Below are 15,472 nucleotides of genomic sequence, written 5' to 3' on the forward strand. Positions count from 1 at the left end.
GAACGATCGCTAAGCCCCCGCCAAAGCTATGACACGTTCAGGATCTACACAGGTTCTCCTACTCATCGGTAGATGTAACTACGTGGCTACCGCCGCTTCCCCCCACGGTCAGGAGACCCCGTGAAACGATCTATCGCCGCCGTCGGTTCGGCCCTGCTCCTGGGCGGCCTGCTGGCAGGTGCCGACGCCACCGCCGCGACCGCGGCCCCGGCGCCCGATCCCCTGTCCCCCTCCGCCCACCGCGCCGCCGTCAAGGCGAGCGCCGCCGACGCGTTCACCGTCCTCGCCACCGCGAAGGACGCCGACGGTGCCACGCACGTGCGCTACCAGCGCACGTACCAGGGCCTGCGCGTCCTCGGCGGCGACTTCATCCTGCACGGCGCGAAGGACGGCGCCCTGCGCAGCACCTCGGTCGGCCTGACCGCGCCGCTCGCGCTGAGCACCACCCCGTCCCGGAGCGCGGCGTCGGCCGTGGCGACCGCCAAGGGCCGCTTCGCCGGCACGGTCGCCAAGGTCGGCTCCCCCGAGCTGGTGGTCGACGCGACCTCGGGCACCGGGACGCTCGCGTACGAGACCGTGGTGGAGGGCTTCGGGCCGGACGGCCAGACCCCGTCGCGCCTGCACGTGGTCTCCGACGCCCGCACCGGCGCGGTCCTCAGCTCCTGGGACACCGTCGAGACGGCGGCCGGCAGCGGCCGGAGCCTGTACGCGGGCACCGTCACCATCGACACGACCCAGGTCTCCACCAGCAGCTACAGCCTGAAGGACGCGGTGCGCGGCAACGGCACCACCTGCGACATGAACAACCGGACCTCGGGCTCCTGCACGCTGTTCACCGACGCCGACAACGTCTGGGGTACGGGCGCCACGAGCAGCCGCCAGTCCGCCGCGGTCGACGCGCACTACGGCGCCGCGAAGACGTACGACTACTACAACGCGACGTTCGGCCGCCGGGGCATCTTCAACAACGGGACCGGCGTGCCGTCGCGGGTGCACTACGGCAGCTCGTACGTCAACGCCTTCTGGGACGGCGCGCAGATGACCTACGGCGACGGCAGCGGCAACAGCCGCCCGTTGGTGTCGCTGGACGTGGCCGCGCACGAGATGTCGCACGGCGTCACCGAGCGCACCGCGAACCTGACCTACTCCGGTGAGTCGGGCGGCCTCAACGAGGCGACCTCGGACATCTTCGCGTCGATGGTGGAGTTCTACTCCGGCAACAGCAGCGACCCGGGCGACTACCAGATCGGCGAGAAGATCAACATCAATGGCAACGGTACGCCGCTGCGCTACCAGTACAACCCGTCGCTGGACGGCCGCAGCCAGAACTGCTGGACGACGGGCACGAAGAACCTCGACGTGCACTACTCCTCGGGCGTCGGCAACCACTTCTTCTTCAACCTGGCGGAGGGCACCGGCGCCACCGCGTACGGCACCTCGCCGGTGTGCGGCTCGGCGCCGGCGGTGACCGGCATCGGGCGGGCGAAGGCGGCGGCGATCTGGTACCGGGCGCTGACCACGTACTTCACCTCGAGCACCACGTACGCCCGGGCCCGCACGTACACGCTGTCGGCGGCCACCGACCTCTACGGCCGGTGCAGCACCGAGTACCAGGCCGTGCAGAAGGCGTGGACCGCGGTCAGCGTGACGGGCTCCGACACCGCCTGCTGATCGGCATCACTCCCCCGCCGTACGTGCGGACAGCGGGCCTGGTGGCCGTCATCGCCGGTGTGGCGCTGACGGCCGCCGGGCCCGCCACCGTGACCGGCCGTCGACCGGAGCCGCGACCGGGAGGCGGCTAGTTGATGTCGTTCTCCTCGCAGAGGGGTGCGAACCGGCCGGCGCAGACCGCCTTGCGCTCCACGAAGCCGTCCGCGATGACCGAGCCGACGTCCTTCTTGAAGATCGGCAGCGGCTTCAGCAGGACGGCCGGGACGTAGCCGCCCGACTCGGGGTCCTTGACCTGGTCGCCGGCCTTGGCCTGCTCGCCGCGGAACAGCTTGATGGCCAGCGCGGCGGCGGCGTCGGCCTCCTGCTTGATCGGCTTGTAGACCGTCATGCACTGGTCGCCGGCGAGGATGTTCTGCAGGCCCTGCACGGTCGCGTCCTGGCCGGTGACCGGGACCTTGCCGTTCATCCCGTCCTTCTTCAGCACCGAGATCGCGGCGTTGCCGAGGCCGTCGTTGGCCGCGACCACACCGTTGATCTTCTTGCCGGTCTGCGCCCACATCTCCCCGAACACCACGCCGGCCTCGTCGTTGTCCCAGTCGGTGACCGACTGGTCCGGGCCCTTCAGGTATTCGCCGCTGTCGTAGAGGGGCTGCAGGACGGAGTCGTACCCCTGCTTGAACAGGGTGGCGTTGTTGTCCGTCGGCGAGCCGTTCAGGTCCGCGACCAGCGGCGTCGGGTAGTCCTTGTCCTTCAGGCACTGCACCAGGCCGTTGCCCTGGAGCACCCCGACCGCCTCGTTGTCGAAGCTGACGTAGTAGTCGGCCGCGCCGTTGAGGGTGAGCCGGTCGTAGTCGATGGTCTTGATGTCCGCCGCCCTGGCCTTGTCCAGGACGACCTTGCCGGTGGCGGAGTCGAGATTCACGATCATGAGCACCCGTACGCCGCCCGCGATCATGCTGTCCGCGATGCGCTGGAACTGCGCCTTGTCGCCCTCGGCGTTCTGGATGTCGACCGGCACGCCCGCCTCGTCGAACGCCGCCTTCAACAGCTTGGGGTCGTCGGTGCCCCAGCGCTGCGAGGTGGTGGTGTCGGGCAGGATGACGCCGACCTTGCCGGCGCCGCCGCCGCGGGCTTTGCCGCCGGACGAGCTGCCGGTGCCACCGTCGTCGTCGGTGCAGGCGGAGACGGCGGAAAGGGCCATCAGGCCGACCGCGGCACAGGCGGCCATTTTCGTACGCATAGCGTGTTCCTCCAGGCCAGAGGGCGGCAAGGCTACCAGCGGGTACCGGGGTGCAACCCTGACAAAAGCCCTGGCTGACGGCCTGAGCACGAGCCGCTACGGAAGGTCACTGTCCTGGAGGTGACGGCGGCGGACCTTGCGGGCGTACATGGCCATGTCGGCCTCGTGCAGCAGGCTGTCCGGGTCATGGGTGCCCGGCCGTCCGGTGGCCACGCCGATACTCGCGCGCACCGGCACCTCCGCCGTCCCGATCCGCACCGAGCCGCTCAGCGCCCGGTCCAGGCCGTCCGCCAGATCGGCCCGCCGGTCGGCCGACAACCCCTCCACCAGTACGGCGAATTCGTCGCCATCCAGCCGCGCGACCGTGTCGCCGTCCCGCACGCAGCCGCGCAGCCGCCGCCCCACCTCGATCAGCAGCCGGTCGCCGGCGGCGTGCCCGTACGCGTCGTTGACCGGCTTGAACTCGTCGAGGTCGACCAGGAACACGGTGGCCGGACCGGCGCCGAGGGCCTCCTCCAGCCGCTGCATGGACAGGCCACGGTTGGCGAGCTTGGTCAGCGCGTCGTGGAACGCCAGCTCGGTCAGCTGCGCGGTCAGCTCCTCACGCTCGCGCAGCAGCTCGGCGATGTGCCGGAACGCGGCCACCTGCCGGCCGACGACCAGGGCGGTGGTGACCATCGCACCCACCCCGACGACCCAGCCGCGACCGGTACGCCCGTCGGCCGCCAGCACGCCGACGGCCAGCGCCCAGACCGCGATCATCGCGCCGTACGGAAGCATGCTGTACGGGCGCTTGGGCCGGCGGGCGGCGCGCGGCGAACCGGCCAGCACGTCGCGCTCCTGCACCCGCGCACCGATCGCGATCAGCCCGCTGACCAGCACGTTGCCGGCCAGCAGCCAGGCCATCCCGGGCGGCCGGACGTACTCCGACGCCGGCACGGCCTGCAACGCCGCCTGCAACGCGGCGGCGACGCCGCTGATCAGCCCGGCGACCCGGGTGAACGGCCCGCCGCCGAGGATCACCCGGACCACGGCGAAGAGCACGACCAGGAACAGTCCGGGCTGGACGAGCAGCCCGACCACGGTCTCCGCGGCCCAGCTCGCGTCGTGCGGGCCGGGCGGCACCTCGGCCACCCAGAGCCCGAAGGTGACCGCGGCGGCCATCACCGTGGCGACGTCGATGCGCAGGCGGAACCGCTCGGCAGCGCCCATGTCGCCCCGGGGGTAGCGCAACATCCCGGCGACGATCAGCACCGCCCCGAGCGCGATCGAGGCGACCTGCGCGTCCGTGCCCACCGCCGCGTCGGCCGACAGCGGATCGCGGACCGCGACGGCCAGCTGCACCAGGTTGCCCAGCACGAACACGGCACCCGCGACCGCGAAGAACCGCCACATGACGGCGCCGGCCCGGGCGCGGACGGCCTCCCGGCCCGGCGCCGCCCGGCCGAGGAACCGCGCGACCCGGCGGCACGACCGGGCGAAGCTGACCTGCACGACGATCATGAGCAGCCAGAACGCCGGGACCAGCACCGTCACCGGCAGCAGCTGGGCCCCGAAGACGGCCAGGACCAGGGCGATCAGCACGACGAGGGCGGCAACCAGCGGATCCGCGCGCCGCGGCGAACGCGCCTCCCACCGCCGAGCCATCGATACCTCGCTCCGTACTGCTACCCACCGGTAGGCGGGATTTCCCTCCTACCATCGCCGGCCGGCCGGCCGGGCTGAGGAATCACACCGCTCGATGGCCCGGATGCTCCCCCAACTCGGCGAGCAGTGCCGAGGCCGCAGCGTACGGGTCGATCGCGCCGTCGGCCACCTCGGCGGCGAGCTTGCTCAGCGCCGTACCGTCACGCAGGTCGCCCATCCGGGCCCGGAGCGTGCCGAGCGCGATGGCCTCGACCTCGACGGCGGCCCGCCGCTCGTGGGCGAGGCGGAGCGAGCCGGTCTTCTCCAGCCACTGGCGGTGCTTCTCGATGGCCGCGACCACGTCGTCGATCCCCTCGCCGCGGACCGCGGTCGCGCGCACGACCTGCGGGCGCCAGTCGCCGGGCCCGCGCTCGCCCAGGCCCAGCATCCCCTGGATGTCGCGGTAGGTGGCGTCGGCGCCCGGCCGGTCCGCCTTGTTCACCACGAACACGTCGGCGATCTCGAGGATGCCGGCCTTGACCGCCTGGATCGCGTCGCCCATGCCGGGCGCGAGGAGCACCAGCGTGGTGTCGGCCAGCGAGGCGATCTCCACCTCGGCCTGGCCGACCCCGACCGTCTCGACCAGCACCACGTCGCAGCCGGCGCCCTCGAGCACCCGGACCGCCTGCGGGGTGGCGGCGGAGAGCCCGCCGAGCTGACCGCGGCTGGACATCGAGCGGATGTAGACGCCCGGGTCGGTGGTGTGCTCCTGCATGCGTACCCGGTCGCCGAGGATCGCGCCGCCGGTGAACGGGCTGGACGGGTCCACGGCCAGCACCCCGACCCGGCGGCCGGCCCCGCGCAGGGCCTTGACCAGCTCGTTCGTGGTGGTCGACTTGCCCACCCCGGGCGCGCCGGTGAGGCCGACGACCTGAGCGCGGCCGGCGTACGGCGCGAGCGCCGCGGCCACCTCGCCGAGCTTCGGGTCGCCGTTCTCGACCATGCTGATCAGCCGGGCGACCGAGCGGGCGTCGCCCTCCCGCGCCCGGGCGACCAGCGCCGGGACGTCCCGGCCGCGGCGGGCGGGGGCTGGGGTCATGCCGAGGGCACCGTGATGATCAGCGCGTCGCCCTGGCCGCCGCCGCCGCACAGGGCCGCCGCGCCGGTGCCACCGCCGCGGCGCCGGAGCTCCATGGCGAGGGTCAGCACCAGCCGGGCACCGGACATGCCGATCGGGTGACCCAGCGCGATGGCGCCGCCGTTGACGTTGACGATCTCCTCGTTCACCTTGAGCTCGCGCATCGAGTGGATGACCACCTGCGCGAACGCCTCGTTCATCTCGATCAGGTCGAGGTCGCCCACGGTCAGGCCGGCCTTGCCGAGCGCGTGCCGGATCGCGTTGGCCGGCTGGGCCTGCAACGAGTTGTCCGGCCCGGCCACGTTGCCGTGCGCACCGATCTCGGCCAGCCAGGTCAGCCCCAGCTCCTCGGCCTTGGCGCGGCTCATCACCACGACCGCGGCGGCGCCGTCGGAGATCGGCGAGGCACTGCCGGCCGTGATGGTGCCGTCCTTGGCGAACGCCGGCCGCAGCCCGCCCAGCGACTCGGCGGTGGCGTCGGGGCGCACGCCCTCGTCGGTGTCGATCACCTTGTCGACGTCGCGCAGGCCCGCCTTCACCGGCACGATCTCCTCGGCGAAGCGACCCTCGCGCTGGGCGGCGGCCGCCCGCTGGTGGCTGAGCGCGGCGAAGGCGTCCTGCTCGGCGCGGGTGATCCCGAGCTCCTTGCCGCTGCGCTCGGTCGACTCGCCCATCGAGATGCCGTCCCACGGGTCCATCAGGCCGTCGAACGCGGTGTGGTCGCGGACCAGGATGTCGCCGTACTTCTTGCCCTGGCGCTGGCCGAGCATGAGGTGCGGCGCGTTGGTCATCGACTCCATGCCGCCGGCCACCACGATGTCGAACTCGCCGGCCCGGATCAGCTGGTCGGCCAGGGCGATCGCGTCGATGCCGGAGAGGCACACCTTGTTGACCGTGACGGCCGGGGTGGTCATCGGGATGCCGGCGGCGACGGCTGCCTGCCGCGCGGTGATCTGACCCGTGCCCGCCTGGAGCACCTGGCCCATGATCACGTACTGCACCTGCTCCGGCGCCACTCCGCCGCGCTCGAGGGCGGCGGCGATGGCGTAGCCGCCGAGCGCGGTCGCCGGCACGTTCTTGAGGTTTCCGAGGAGGCGGCCCATGGGGGTACGGGCACCGCTGACGATCACCGAACTGGTCACGGGAGCTTCGCTTTCGGCTGGCGGACGGTGGTGCAGGGACGCGGGAGGCGTCCCTCGTGGGGACCGGCCGCGACGCCTGAACGATGGTTAGGTCAGACTAGCCGGATGAACGCAACGCCACCCACCGGGGACAACAGCGAGAATCTCACAGTCTCCGACGTGGAGCCCCTACCGGCCGTGGGCCTGTTGCGGGTCGATCACGTCGGCATCGCCGTGCCGGATCTCGACGAGGCGCTGGCGTTCTACGAGCGCACGTTCGGCCTGCGCTGCGTGCACGAGGAGACGAACGAGGAGCAGGGGGTGCGCGAGGCGATGGTGGCCGCCGACCCGGACGGCGGCGGCGCCCGCATCCAGCTCCTCGCCCCGCTGCGGCCGGACTCCGCCATCGCCAAGTTCCTCGACCGCAACGGGCCGGGACTGCAACAGCTCGCGTACACGGTCCGCGACGTCGAGGCGGCGAGCGCCGCGTTGCGCGCCCGCGGGCTCCGGCTGCTCTACGACGAACCCCGCCGGGGTACGGCCGGGTCGCGGATCAACTTCGTGCACCCCAAGGACGCCGGCGGGGTGCTCGTGGAGCTGGTCCAGCCGGCCTGATTCGTACGCCTTGCGGGTGAAACGTCCTGACGCCACCGCCGCGGACTGGCAGGATCGTCAGCACCGAGGAGCGCCCCGCGAGGCTCCTGTGGGACGATCTTCCGACCCCGTGCTGCACAGCTGGTAGCGGCGCGACAACGCTCCGCGGGCATTCCCCCGGTGCGGCCACCCGAACGGCCCAGCTTCGCCCCCGGCGTACGGGGCGAAGGTGATCTTAGGCCGGAATACCCGGCCCGTACGCTCTTGCGTAGCCCCCCTGGGGGTCTGCCAGTATGTCGCAATGCCCCAGCAGCAGGATGCCAATCTCGCCTTCTTCGAAACCGCGAATTCGCAGCACGACTTCACCGTTGTCCTCCGTGGATACGACCGCGGGCAGGTCGATGCGCACCTCGGCCGGCTGGTAGCCGCGCTGAACCAGTCCGAGCAGGCCCGCGGCGAGGCCGAGCAGCGGATGAACGACGCGCAGCGCCGCCTGCGGCAGGCGGAGCAGCGCCTGAACGCCCTCGAGCAGAAGCTGGCCGACAGCAACAAGCTCCTCGAGGAGAACAACCGGCCGACCCTCTCCGGGCTGGGCACCCGGGTCGAGCAGATCCTGCGGCTGGCCGAGGAACAGGCGAACGACCACCGTAGCGAGGCCAAGCGGGAGTCCGAGGGCATCCTCTCCGCGGCTCGGCTCGAAGCGCGGGAGATCACGGACAAGGCTCGCGCCGAGGCCGCCGCCATGAAGGCGAGCGCCGAGCGCGAGGCGGGGCAGGTCCGCACGCACGCCGAGCGCGAAGCCGCCGAGGCCCGGGTGCAGGCCCGGCGCGAGGCCGACACCCTGCGCTCCGACGCCGACCGCGAGACCAAGCAGCTGCGCACGGTCACCGCCCACGAGGTCGCCGAGCTGAAGTCCACCGTGGAGCGCGAGGTGGCCTCGCTGCGGGCGACCGCCGAGCGGGAGATCACCCAGCAGCGCGCCAAGGCGGCCCGGGAGGCCGAGGAGAAGCGCGCCGAGGCGACCAAGCTGCTGACCGACGCCCGCGACAAGCGCGACAAGGACTTGCAGTCGCTCGCGCTGGAGATCGCCGAGCGCCGCGAGAAGGCCGAGCGCGAGGAGTCCGAGCGGCACGCCGCCCAGGTCAGCGCCACCCAGCGGATGGTGGCCGAGGCCGAGGAGCGGGCCCGCGCCGCCGAGGACCGCGCCAAGGAGATCGAGCAGCGCGCCGAGACCCGCCGCGTCGAGTCGGAGCGGCACGCCGTCGAGACCGTCGAGAAGGCCCGCGCCCACGCCGACAAGATGGTCACCGAGGCGCGCAGCGAGTCGCAGCGCCTGCTGACCGAGGCGCGCCAGGAGGCCGAGCACACCACGCAGGCCGCCAAGCGCGAGGTCGAGGACCTCACCCGGCAGAAGGACGCGGTCACCAACCAGCTCGGCCAGATGCTGTCCGGCCTGTCCGGCCTGGTGCCCACGGTCGGGCCGGCCGCGAAGGTCGCCGAGGCCGCCCAGAAGGCCGCCGCCGCCAAGCCCGAGGCCCCCGCGCAGCGGGCCGCCGAGGAGGACGACGCCGAGGCCGAGCAGCCGGAGGCCGCCGCGAAGAGCAGCTGAGGCGTTCGCCACTCACTCCCCGGTTGCGCCACCCTCGCGGGTGCGGAACGGTTGAGGGGAGTGCGGGCGGGCTGTGCGAGATGTCTGTACGGGCCGTACCGGAGCTCCTCCGGTGCGGCCCGTTCGCTTCCACGCGTAGCCTGTGAACCAGACAAAAAGGTCCACCGCCCGGTTTCAGGCGGTTCGGTGGAAAAGGCAACCAGACGCACAGTCCCGCCAGCCAGGTGTGTATCGGCACGTCACGGGACTATGCGTATGTGAGGATGGACAGCATGTCGCACGGCGGGGAAATCTTCGGTCTCGGTGGAGAGACGCCACCGGAGCCCAGCTTCGAGACCGCCCTGCGGGGTTACGAGAAGAAACAGGTCGAACGGTACGTCGCCCGCGCCGAGACCGAGATCGCCACGCTGATCGGCGAGCGGGACAACGCGCAGCTGCAGAATCAGGCGATGATCGGCCAGATCGACCGGCTTCAGCAGGAGCTGGCCCAGGCCCGCCGCAACCCGGGCATCGGCGCCGAGGTCTCCTTCCGGCACCTCGGCCCCAAGGTGGAGGAGATCCTCACCAAGGCCGAAGAGGTCGCCGAGGACATCAAGAACTCCGCCACCGAGGACATCGCCGCCCGGCTCGCCGAGGCCGAACGCATCCGCGCCGAGGCCGAGGCGCACGCCCACGACGGCATCCGCGACTTCGAGATCGCCCTGGCCGCCCGCCGCGCCGACGAGGAGAAGGCCGACGCCGCCCGCCGCGCCGCCGCCGAGAAGGCCCTCGCCGCCAGCCGCCAGGCCGCCGAGCAGCTGCGCGCCGAGGCCGAGTCGACCCTGAGCCGCGCCCGCGCCGAGGCCCAGCAGCTCGCCGACCGCACCGCGCAGGAGGTCCAGCGGATCCGCGCCGAGGCCGACGGCTACAGCAAGTCCACCCGCATGCAGGCCGACCAGGAGATCAAGGCCCTGCGCGACCGGGCGCAGCAGGAGATCGCCAAGCTCCGCGCCGACGCCGAGCGCGAGCAGGCGGAGCTGAAGGCCAAGGTCGAACGCGAGGTCGGCGAGCGCCGCCAGGAGGTCGTCCAGGAGCTCGGCCAGATGCGTACGGCCGTCGAGAAGCAGTGCGCCGACCTGCGCAGCGAGGCGGACAAGTACGCCGAGGAGATCCTGCGCCGCTCCGACGAGCAGGCCACCGCGGTCCGCAAGGAGATCGCCGCCCAGCAGGACAAGATCGCGGCGGCGGCCCGCGACCTCGAGAAGGCCCAGGCCAAGGTCGCCGAGGCGGAGAAGAACGTCGCCGACGCCACCGAACGCTCCACGGCCGCCGGGCGCGAGACCGAGCGCGTCCAGCAGCGCCTGGCCGAGGTCCAGCGCGAACTCGAAACGGAGCTCAAGCGCGTCGCGGACGCCAAGCGCGCGGGCGAGGCCGCCGAACGCCACGCCGCGGACGTCCGCCGTCAGGTCCAGAAGGAAGCCAAGCGCGTCGCCGAACTGGCCGCGGCGGCGGTCCTCGCGGCGGCAGCCTCCCCCGAACCCGACGACAACGACGAGCCCCCGTCCGCCGCCCCGACGGTGACGGGCACCGCCACGCCCGCCCCCGGCACCGCGGCACCGGCCCCCACGACGGCGACGGGCACCGCAACTCCGCCGGCCGGCACCGCCGCTCCGGCCCCCACGACCGCTCCGACACCCGCGAGCACTCCGGCCCCCGCGACGGCTTCGGGCCACGCGAAGGCTTCGGCACCCTCGACCGCCACGGGCACCGCGGCACCGGCGGCGGGCACCGCCGCTTCGGCGCCCGCGACCGGCGCCGCCTCGTCGGCAACCGCGACCGGCACTGCCACTCCGGCGGCGGGCACCGCGGCCTCCGCACCCGCCGCGGGAACCGCCACGCCGGCGACCGGCTCGGCGGCGACCGGCTCGGCGGCCGCTCCTCAGGGGGCGTCGGCGCAGGCCGGGCAGGCCGCGGGCGACAAGACGCAGGGCGGCGGCAAGATCACGGCCTCGGCCAAGGTGACGACCCGCCCCGCGAGCCGCGTGGGCGTCGACGCCGACTGACCCGGCACCCCGACTGACCGGCACCCCGACTGACCGGCACCCCGACTGACCGGCACCCCGACTGACCGGCACCCCGGCGGACGGGCCCCGGCGGACGGGCCCGACGGCCCGGGTGTGAGGGCCGCGGCCCGGGTGTGAGGGCCGCGGCCCGGGTGTGAGGGCCGCGACCCGGGGTTTTGCGGCCTGGCGGGTGGCGGGCGTTTGCGCATACCGATAAATTGCCCGCCGGGATGTCCGGTCGCCGCGGGTGGCCTCCCCCGTTCCGCGTGGAGGTAATGGTGACGGCCGAGGAGCCCCGACCCGACCCGGTGCCGGCCGCCGGACCGGCAGAACCGGACCCCGGCACGACGTCGCCGGCCACCGGAACGGCAGCGTCCGCCCCCGGGCCGGCAGCGACCGATCCCGGGACGCCGGAAGCCGGCAGCGGTTCCTCGGAGGTCGGCAGCGCGACCGGGTCCCGGGCGGCCAGCGCGAGCGGGTCCGCGCAGGCTAGCAGCGCGGCCGGGTCCGCGGAGGCCGGCCGGAGCGGGTCCGCCCAGGCCGGCAGCGGAAGCGAATCCGCGGAGGGCAGCGAGACCGGGTCCCCGCAGGCCGGCAGCGGGAGCAGGTCCGGAGCGCCCCTGCCGGACGGGTATGGCGTGCCCGGGGTCGCGGGCGGCGTTGCGGACGATGATGGTGAGTTCGGGGCTCCCGGGCCGCCGTTGAGCCGGCGGAATCCGTTTCTCATCGGGCTGCTCGGCGGGCTCGGGCTGCTCACCGCGTACGGGATCTTTCTGGGGTTGCGCAACGCCGCCTCGATCCTGGTGTTGATCTTCATTGCCCTGTTCCTGGCGATCGGGCTGAATCCGGCGATCGTGCGGCTGCGGAGCTGGGGTTTTCCGCGGTGGCTGGCCGTCACCGTCATGGCGCTGACCATTGTGCTGCTGCTGTGCGGTGGGGTTCTCGCGCTGATCCCGCCGCTGGTCACGCAGACCGGGCAGCTCATCGACAACGTTCCGGGGTTCATTCAGGACCTGCAGCGCAACAAGGCGATCAACGACCTGATCGAGCAGTACGACATCCTGAACAAGGTGCAGAGCGCGATCAACGCCGGCACCGTCACGAACACGCTCGGCGGCGTCGTCGGCGGCGCGAAGCTGCTGTTCGGCACGATCTTCAACGTGCTGACCGTGCTGGTGCTGGTCATCTACTTCATGGCGGCGTTCGACCGGATGAAGGAGGGTGCGTACGCCCTCGTGCCGGCGTCGCGGCGTACCCGGGTGCGGCTGCTGACCGACGAGATCCTCACCAAGGTCGGGGCGTACATGGTGGGTGCCATCGCCATCGCCGTCCTGGCCGGCATCTCGACGTGGGTGCTGGCGGTGATCATCGGGCTGGCGTACCCGTTCGCGCTGGCCGTGGTGGTCGCCGTCTGCGACCTGATCCCGCAGATCGGCGCCACCCTGGGCGCGGTGATCGTCAGCCTGGTGGGCTTCGCCGACTCGCTGCCGAACGGGCTGATCTGCCTCGGGTTCTTCATCGTCTACCAGCAGATCGAGAACTACCTGATCTACCCGAACGTCATGCGGCGCTCGGTGAAGGTCAGCGACGTCGCCGCGGTCACCGCCGCGCTGCTGGGGGTGGGCCTGTTCGGCGTGCTCGGCGCGCTGATCGCGATCCCGATGGTGGCCGCGATCCAGCTGATCGTCCGCGAGGTCGTCAACCCCAGCATGGAGCGCAAGTAGCGTCAGCCGAGCGGCTTGGGCACCGGGACGTCCGAGAAGGCGGCGACCGTGCGGTCCGCGTACGCGTTCATGTCGCCGGATTCCATCGGCCCGTCCCACTCGCGCGGCAGCGGCACCGGGACGTCCGGGGCGACCCGGCGCACGATCTCGTCGAGGACCGTCTCGGCGTCGCCGACCCACAGGTGCTTGGCGCCGGGCACGCCGACCACCTCGGCCTGCGGGACGGCCTTGAACCGCTCCACCGCCGCGTCCGGGCGCAGGTAGTCGTCGAACTCGGGGACCAGCGCGGTCACCGGCTTGCCCGACTCCGCCCACGCCGCCAGGTGCTCGGGCGCGGAGAAGCGCAGCGGCGGCGACAGCAGGATCGCGCCCGCCACCGCCGGGTCGAGGCCGTGCATGAGGGTCAGGTCGGTGCCGAAGGACCAGCCGAGCAGCCAGATGTTCGGCAGGTCGGCGAACTCGGCGTACTCGATCGCGGCGGCCACGTCGAACTTCTCGTCGACCGCGGAGGAGAACGCGCCCTCGCTGGTGCCGCGGACGCTCGACGTGCCGCGGGTGTTGAAGCGCAGCACCGCCACCCCGGCCAGCGCGGGCAGGCGCCAGGCCGCCTTGCGGAAGACGTGGCTGTCCATCATGCCGCCGTGGGTGGGCAGCGGGTGCAGGCACACCAGCGTCGCGACCGGGTCGCGGTCGAGCGGGCGGGCCAGCTCGCCGACGAGGGTCAGCCCGTCGGCGGTGTGCAGCTCGATGTCCTCCCGGCGGGCCGGCAGGACGCTGTTCGCGCGAATCTGGTTGGTCAACCTGGGTCCTCTCACCCGTAGCGTGGGGCGTTGCGCGAGCGCTCCACCACCGGGGCGCGCCGGTCCCGGGCGCGCCAGCAGCCGGTGTGCCAGTGCCGGCGGTCGGAGGCGTCGCCGCGTTCGTCGGCGGGCCAGGCCACGACGTGCGCGACGCCGGGGCGGATGTCCTGAAGGCAGCCGGGGCACCGGTACGTCTTCACGGCCGCGCCGCCGAAGATCGAGCGCACCATCCACTCGCCGTCCTGATACTGCTGCACGCCCTCGACGCCCTTGCGGACCCGCTCGTCCGGCACGAGGGACGGCGAGTCGCGGCGGGGGCGGTTGCGGCGCGGGCTCACAACTTCCAGCGTACGTGTGAGGCGCGGCACCCCGAATGCGACCTAGACTCGCGTTCATGACGGCTACCCGCACGCCCGGAACGCCCGTGGTCGAGGACGGTGTCCTCATTTCGACCAGCCCCGCGACCGGGGCGGAGGCGGGCCGGGTGCCCGTGGCCGGCGCGGACGCCGTGGCCGCCGCGGTGGAGCGGGCCCGTACGGCCGGCGCCTGGTGGGCCGCCCTCGGCTTCGACGGGCGCAAGGTCCGGCTGCTGCGGTGGCGGGCCCTGTTCGCCGAGCGGCTGGAGGAGCTGGCCGAGCTCACCCACCTCGAGACGGGCAAGCCGGTGGCGGACGCCGTCGTGGAGGCGAGCGCGGCGATCGAGCACACCGACTGGGCCGCCCGCAACGCCCGGCGGGTGCTCGGGCCGCGCCGCACGAGGACGCGCCTGCTGCTGCCCGAGCACGCCGGTCACCTCGAGTACCAGCCGTACGGTGTCGTCGGGGTGATCGGGCCCTGGAACTATCCGATCCTCACCCCGCTGGGCCCGATCTCGGGCGCGCTGGCCGGGGGCAACGCCGTCGTGCTCAAGCCGAGCGAGTACACGCCCGTGGTGGGCCAGTGGCTCGTCGACACGTTCGCCGAGGTGGTGCCGGAGCAGCCGGTCCTGCAGGCGGTCCACGGCCTCGGCGACGTCGGCGCCCTGCTGTGCCGTTCCGGCGTCGGCAAGATCGCGTTCACCGGCTCGACCGCCACCGCCAAGAAGGTCATGGCGACCTGCGCGGAGACGCTGACCCCGGTGCTCATCGAGGCCGGCGGCAAGGACGCGCTGATCGTCGACGCGGACGCGGACGTCAACGCCGCCGCCGAGGCCGCGGTGTGGGGCGCCATGACCAACGCCGGGCAGACCTGCATCGGCATCGAGCGGGCGTACGCGGTCGCGCCGGTCTACGACGCGTTCGTGGCGGCCGTGGTGGCCAAGGCCGGCAGGCTGCGGGTCGGCGAGGAGATCGGCCCGATCACCATGCCCGCCCAGCTCGACGTGGTCCGGCGGCACATCGGCGACGCGCTGGCCACCGGTGGCCGGGCGGTGCTCGGCGGCGCCGATGCGGTGCAGCCCCCGCACGTGGCGCCGACGGTGCTGGTGGACGTGCCCGAGGACTCCGCCGCGATCCGCGAGGAGACGTTCGGTCCGACGCTGACCATCACCCGGGTCGCGGACGCGGACGAGGCGGTGGCGAAGGCCAATGCGCTTCCGTACGGGCTGGGCGGCGCCGTCTTCGGCAAGGCGAACGCGGTGCGGATCGCCCGGCGGCTGCGTACCGGCATGGTGGCGGTGAACTCGACGCTGAGCTTCGTCGGCATGGCCACCCTGCCGTTCGGCGGCGTCGGCGACTCCGGCTTCGGCCGCATCCACGGCGAGGACGGGCTGCGGGAGTTCACCGTGCCGAAGGCGATCACCGTACGCCGGGCGCCCTCGCTGCTGCCGGCGATGACCTTCGAACGCACCCCGGCCCAGGTGCGGCGCATCGTCAAGACGTTGAAGCTGCTGTACGGCCGCCGCCCGTGACCGCCTTTGCTAGCGTCGA

12 protein-coding genes are annotated in these 15,472 nt (G+C 72.9%); 6 read left to right on the top strand and 6 right to left on the bottom strand.

The genetic code is table 11. The features are described 5' to 3' along the window. Positions 1 to 120: 120 nt before the first annotated feature. Complete coding sequence (locus tag CLV70_RS08415) at positions 121 to 1,671, top strand: M4 family metallopeptidase (RefSeq protein ID WP_106125823.1); 1,551 nt, start codon at positions 121 to 123, stop codon at positions 1,669 to 1,671. Between the two features lie 127 nt (positions 1,672 to 1,798). Here the strand turns inward: CLV70_RS08415 and CLV70_RS08420 are convergent, their stop codons facing one another. From CLV70_RS08420 to CLV70_RS08435, 4 genes are all read right to left on the bottom strand, one after another. Continuing rightward, positions 1,799 to 2,911, bottom strand: coding sequence for a sugar ABC transporter substrate-binding protein (locus CLV70_RS08420; RefSeq protein WP_106125824.1), 1,113 nt, complete (start codon positions 2,909 to 2,911; stop codon positions 1,799 to 1,801). A gap of 96 nt (positions 2,912 to 3,007) precedes the next feature. Further along, positions 3,008 to 4,558 (bottom strand): GGDEF domain-containing protein, encoded by a 1,551-nt coding sequence (locus CLV70_RS41690; RefSeq protein WP_106125825.1) that lies wholly within the window; start codon positions 4,556 to 4,558, stop codon positions 3,008 to 3,010. Positions 4,559 to 4,640: 82 nt separating this feature from the next. Then, positions 4,641 to 5,636: a methylmalonyl Co-A mutase-associated GTPase MeaB gene (gene meaB, locus CLV70_RS08430; RefSeq protein ID WP_106125826.1), complete on the bottom strand. Its 996-nt coding sequence runs from the start codon at positions 5,634 to 5,636 to the stop codon at positions 4,641 to 4,643. Beyond that, positions 5,633 to 6,817 (bottom strand): acetyl-CoA C-acetyltransferase, encoded by a 1,185-nt coding sequence (locus CLV70_RS08435; protein ID WP_106125827.1) that lies wholly within the window; start codon positions 6,815 to 6,817, stop codon positions 5,633 to 5,635. Before CLV70_RS08435 ends, meaB begins: the two co-directional genes overlap by 4 nt. A 105-nt stretch (positions 6,818 to 6,922) precedes the next feature. On the opposite strand from CLV70_RS08435, the gene mce reads away from it, so the two are divergent. The 4 genes from mce (at position 6,923) to CLV70_RS08455 (ending at position 12,765) form a co-directional block, all read left to right on the top strand. After that, a complete protein-coding gene (mce, locus tag CLV70_RS08440; RefSeq protein ID WP_106125828.1) occupies positions 6,923 to 7,411 on the top strand; it encodes a methylmalonyl-CoA epimerase in 489 nt (162 codons plus the stop codon). Positions 7,412 to 7,691: 280 nt separating this feature from the next. Beyond that, positions 7,692 to 8,999 (top strand): DivIVA domain-containing protein, encoded by a 1,308-nt coding sequence (locus tag CLV70_RS08445; RefSeq protein WP_106125829.1) that lies wholly within the window; start codon positions 7,692 to 7,694, stop codon positions 8,997 to 8,999. 263 nt (positions 9,000 to 9,262) lie between these two features. After that, positions 9,263 to 11,041, top strand: a complete 1,779-nt coding sequence (locus tag CLV70_RS08450; RefSeq protein WP_245908136.1) for a Laminin subunit beta-1 — start codon at positions 9,263 to 9,265, stop codon at positions 11,039 to 11,041. 701 nt (positions 11,042 to 11,742) lie between these two features. Continuing rightward, positions 11,743 to 12,765 (top strand): AI-2E family transporter, encoded by a 1,023-nt coding sequence (locus tag CLV70_RS08455; protein ID WP_425440127.1) that lies wholly within the window; start codon positions 11,743 to 11,745, stop codon positions 12,763 to 12,765. 2 nt (positions 12,766 to 12,767) lie between these two features. On the opposite strand, the gene CLV70_RS08460 is transcribed toward CLV70_RS08455, so the two are convergent. Together CLV70_RS08460 and CLV70_RS08465 are read right to left on the bottom strand one after the other, a co-directional pair. After that, positions 12,768 to 13,565, bottom strand: a complete 798-nt coding sequence (locus CLV70_RS08460) for an alpha/beta hydrolase (protein ID WP_106125832.1) — start codon at positions 13,563 to 13,565, stop codon at positions 12,768 to 12,770. An 11-nt stretch (positions 13,566 to 13,576) separates the two neighbouring features. Continuing rightward, positions 13,577 to 13,903, bottom strand: a complete 327-nt coding sequence (locus CLV70_RS08465) for a hypothetical protein (protein ID WP_106125833.1) — start codon at positions 13,901 to 13,903, stop codon at positions 13,577 to 13,579. Between the two features lie 56 nt (positions 13,904 to 13,959). On the opposite strand from CLV70_RS08465, the gene CLV70_RS08470 reads away from it, so the two are divergent. Further along, positions 13,960 to 15,453 (top strand): aldehyde dehydrogenase family protein, encoded by a 1,494-nt coding sequence (locus CLV70_RS08470; RefSeq protein ID WP_106125834.1) that lies wholly within the window; start codon positions 13,960 to 13,962, stop codon positions 15,451 to 15,453. Positions 15,454 to 15,472: the final 19 nt, after the last annotated feature.

It is taken from the genome of Pseudosporangium ferrugineum, assembly GCF_003002065.1.
Lineage (GTDB): Bacteria > Actinomycetota > Actinomycetes > Mycobacteriales > Micromonosporaceae > Actinoplanes > Actinoplanes ferrugineus_A.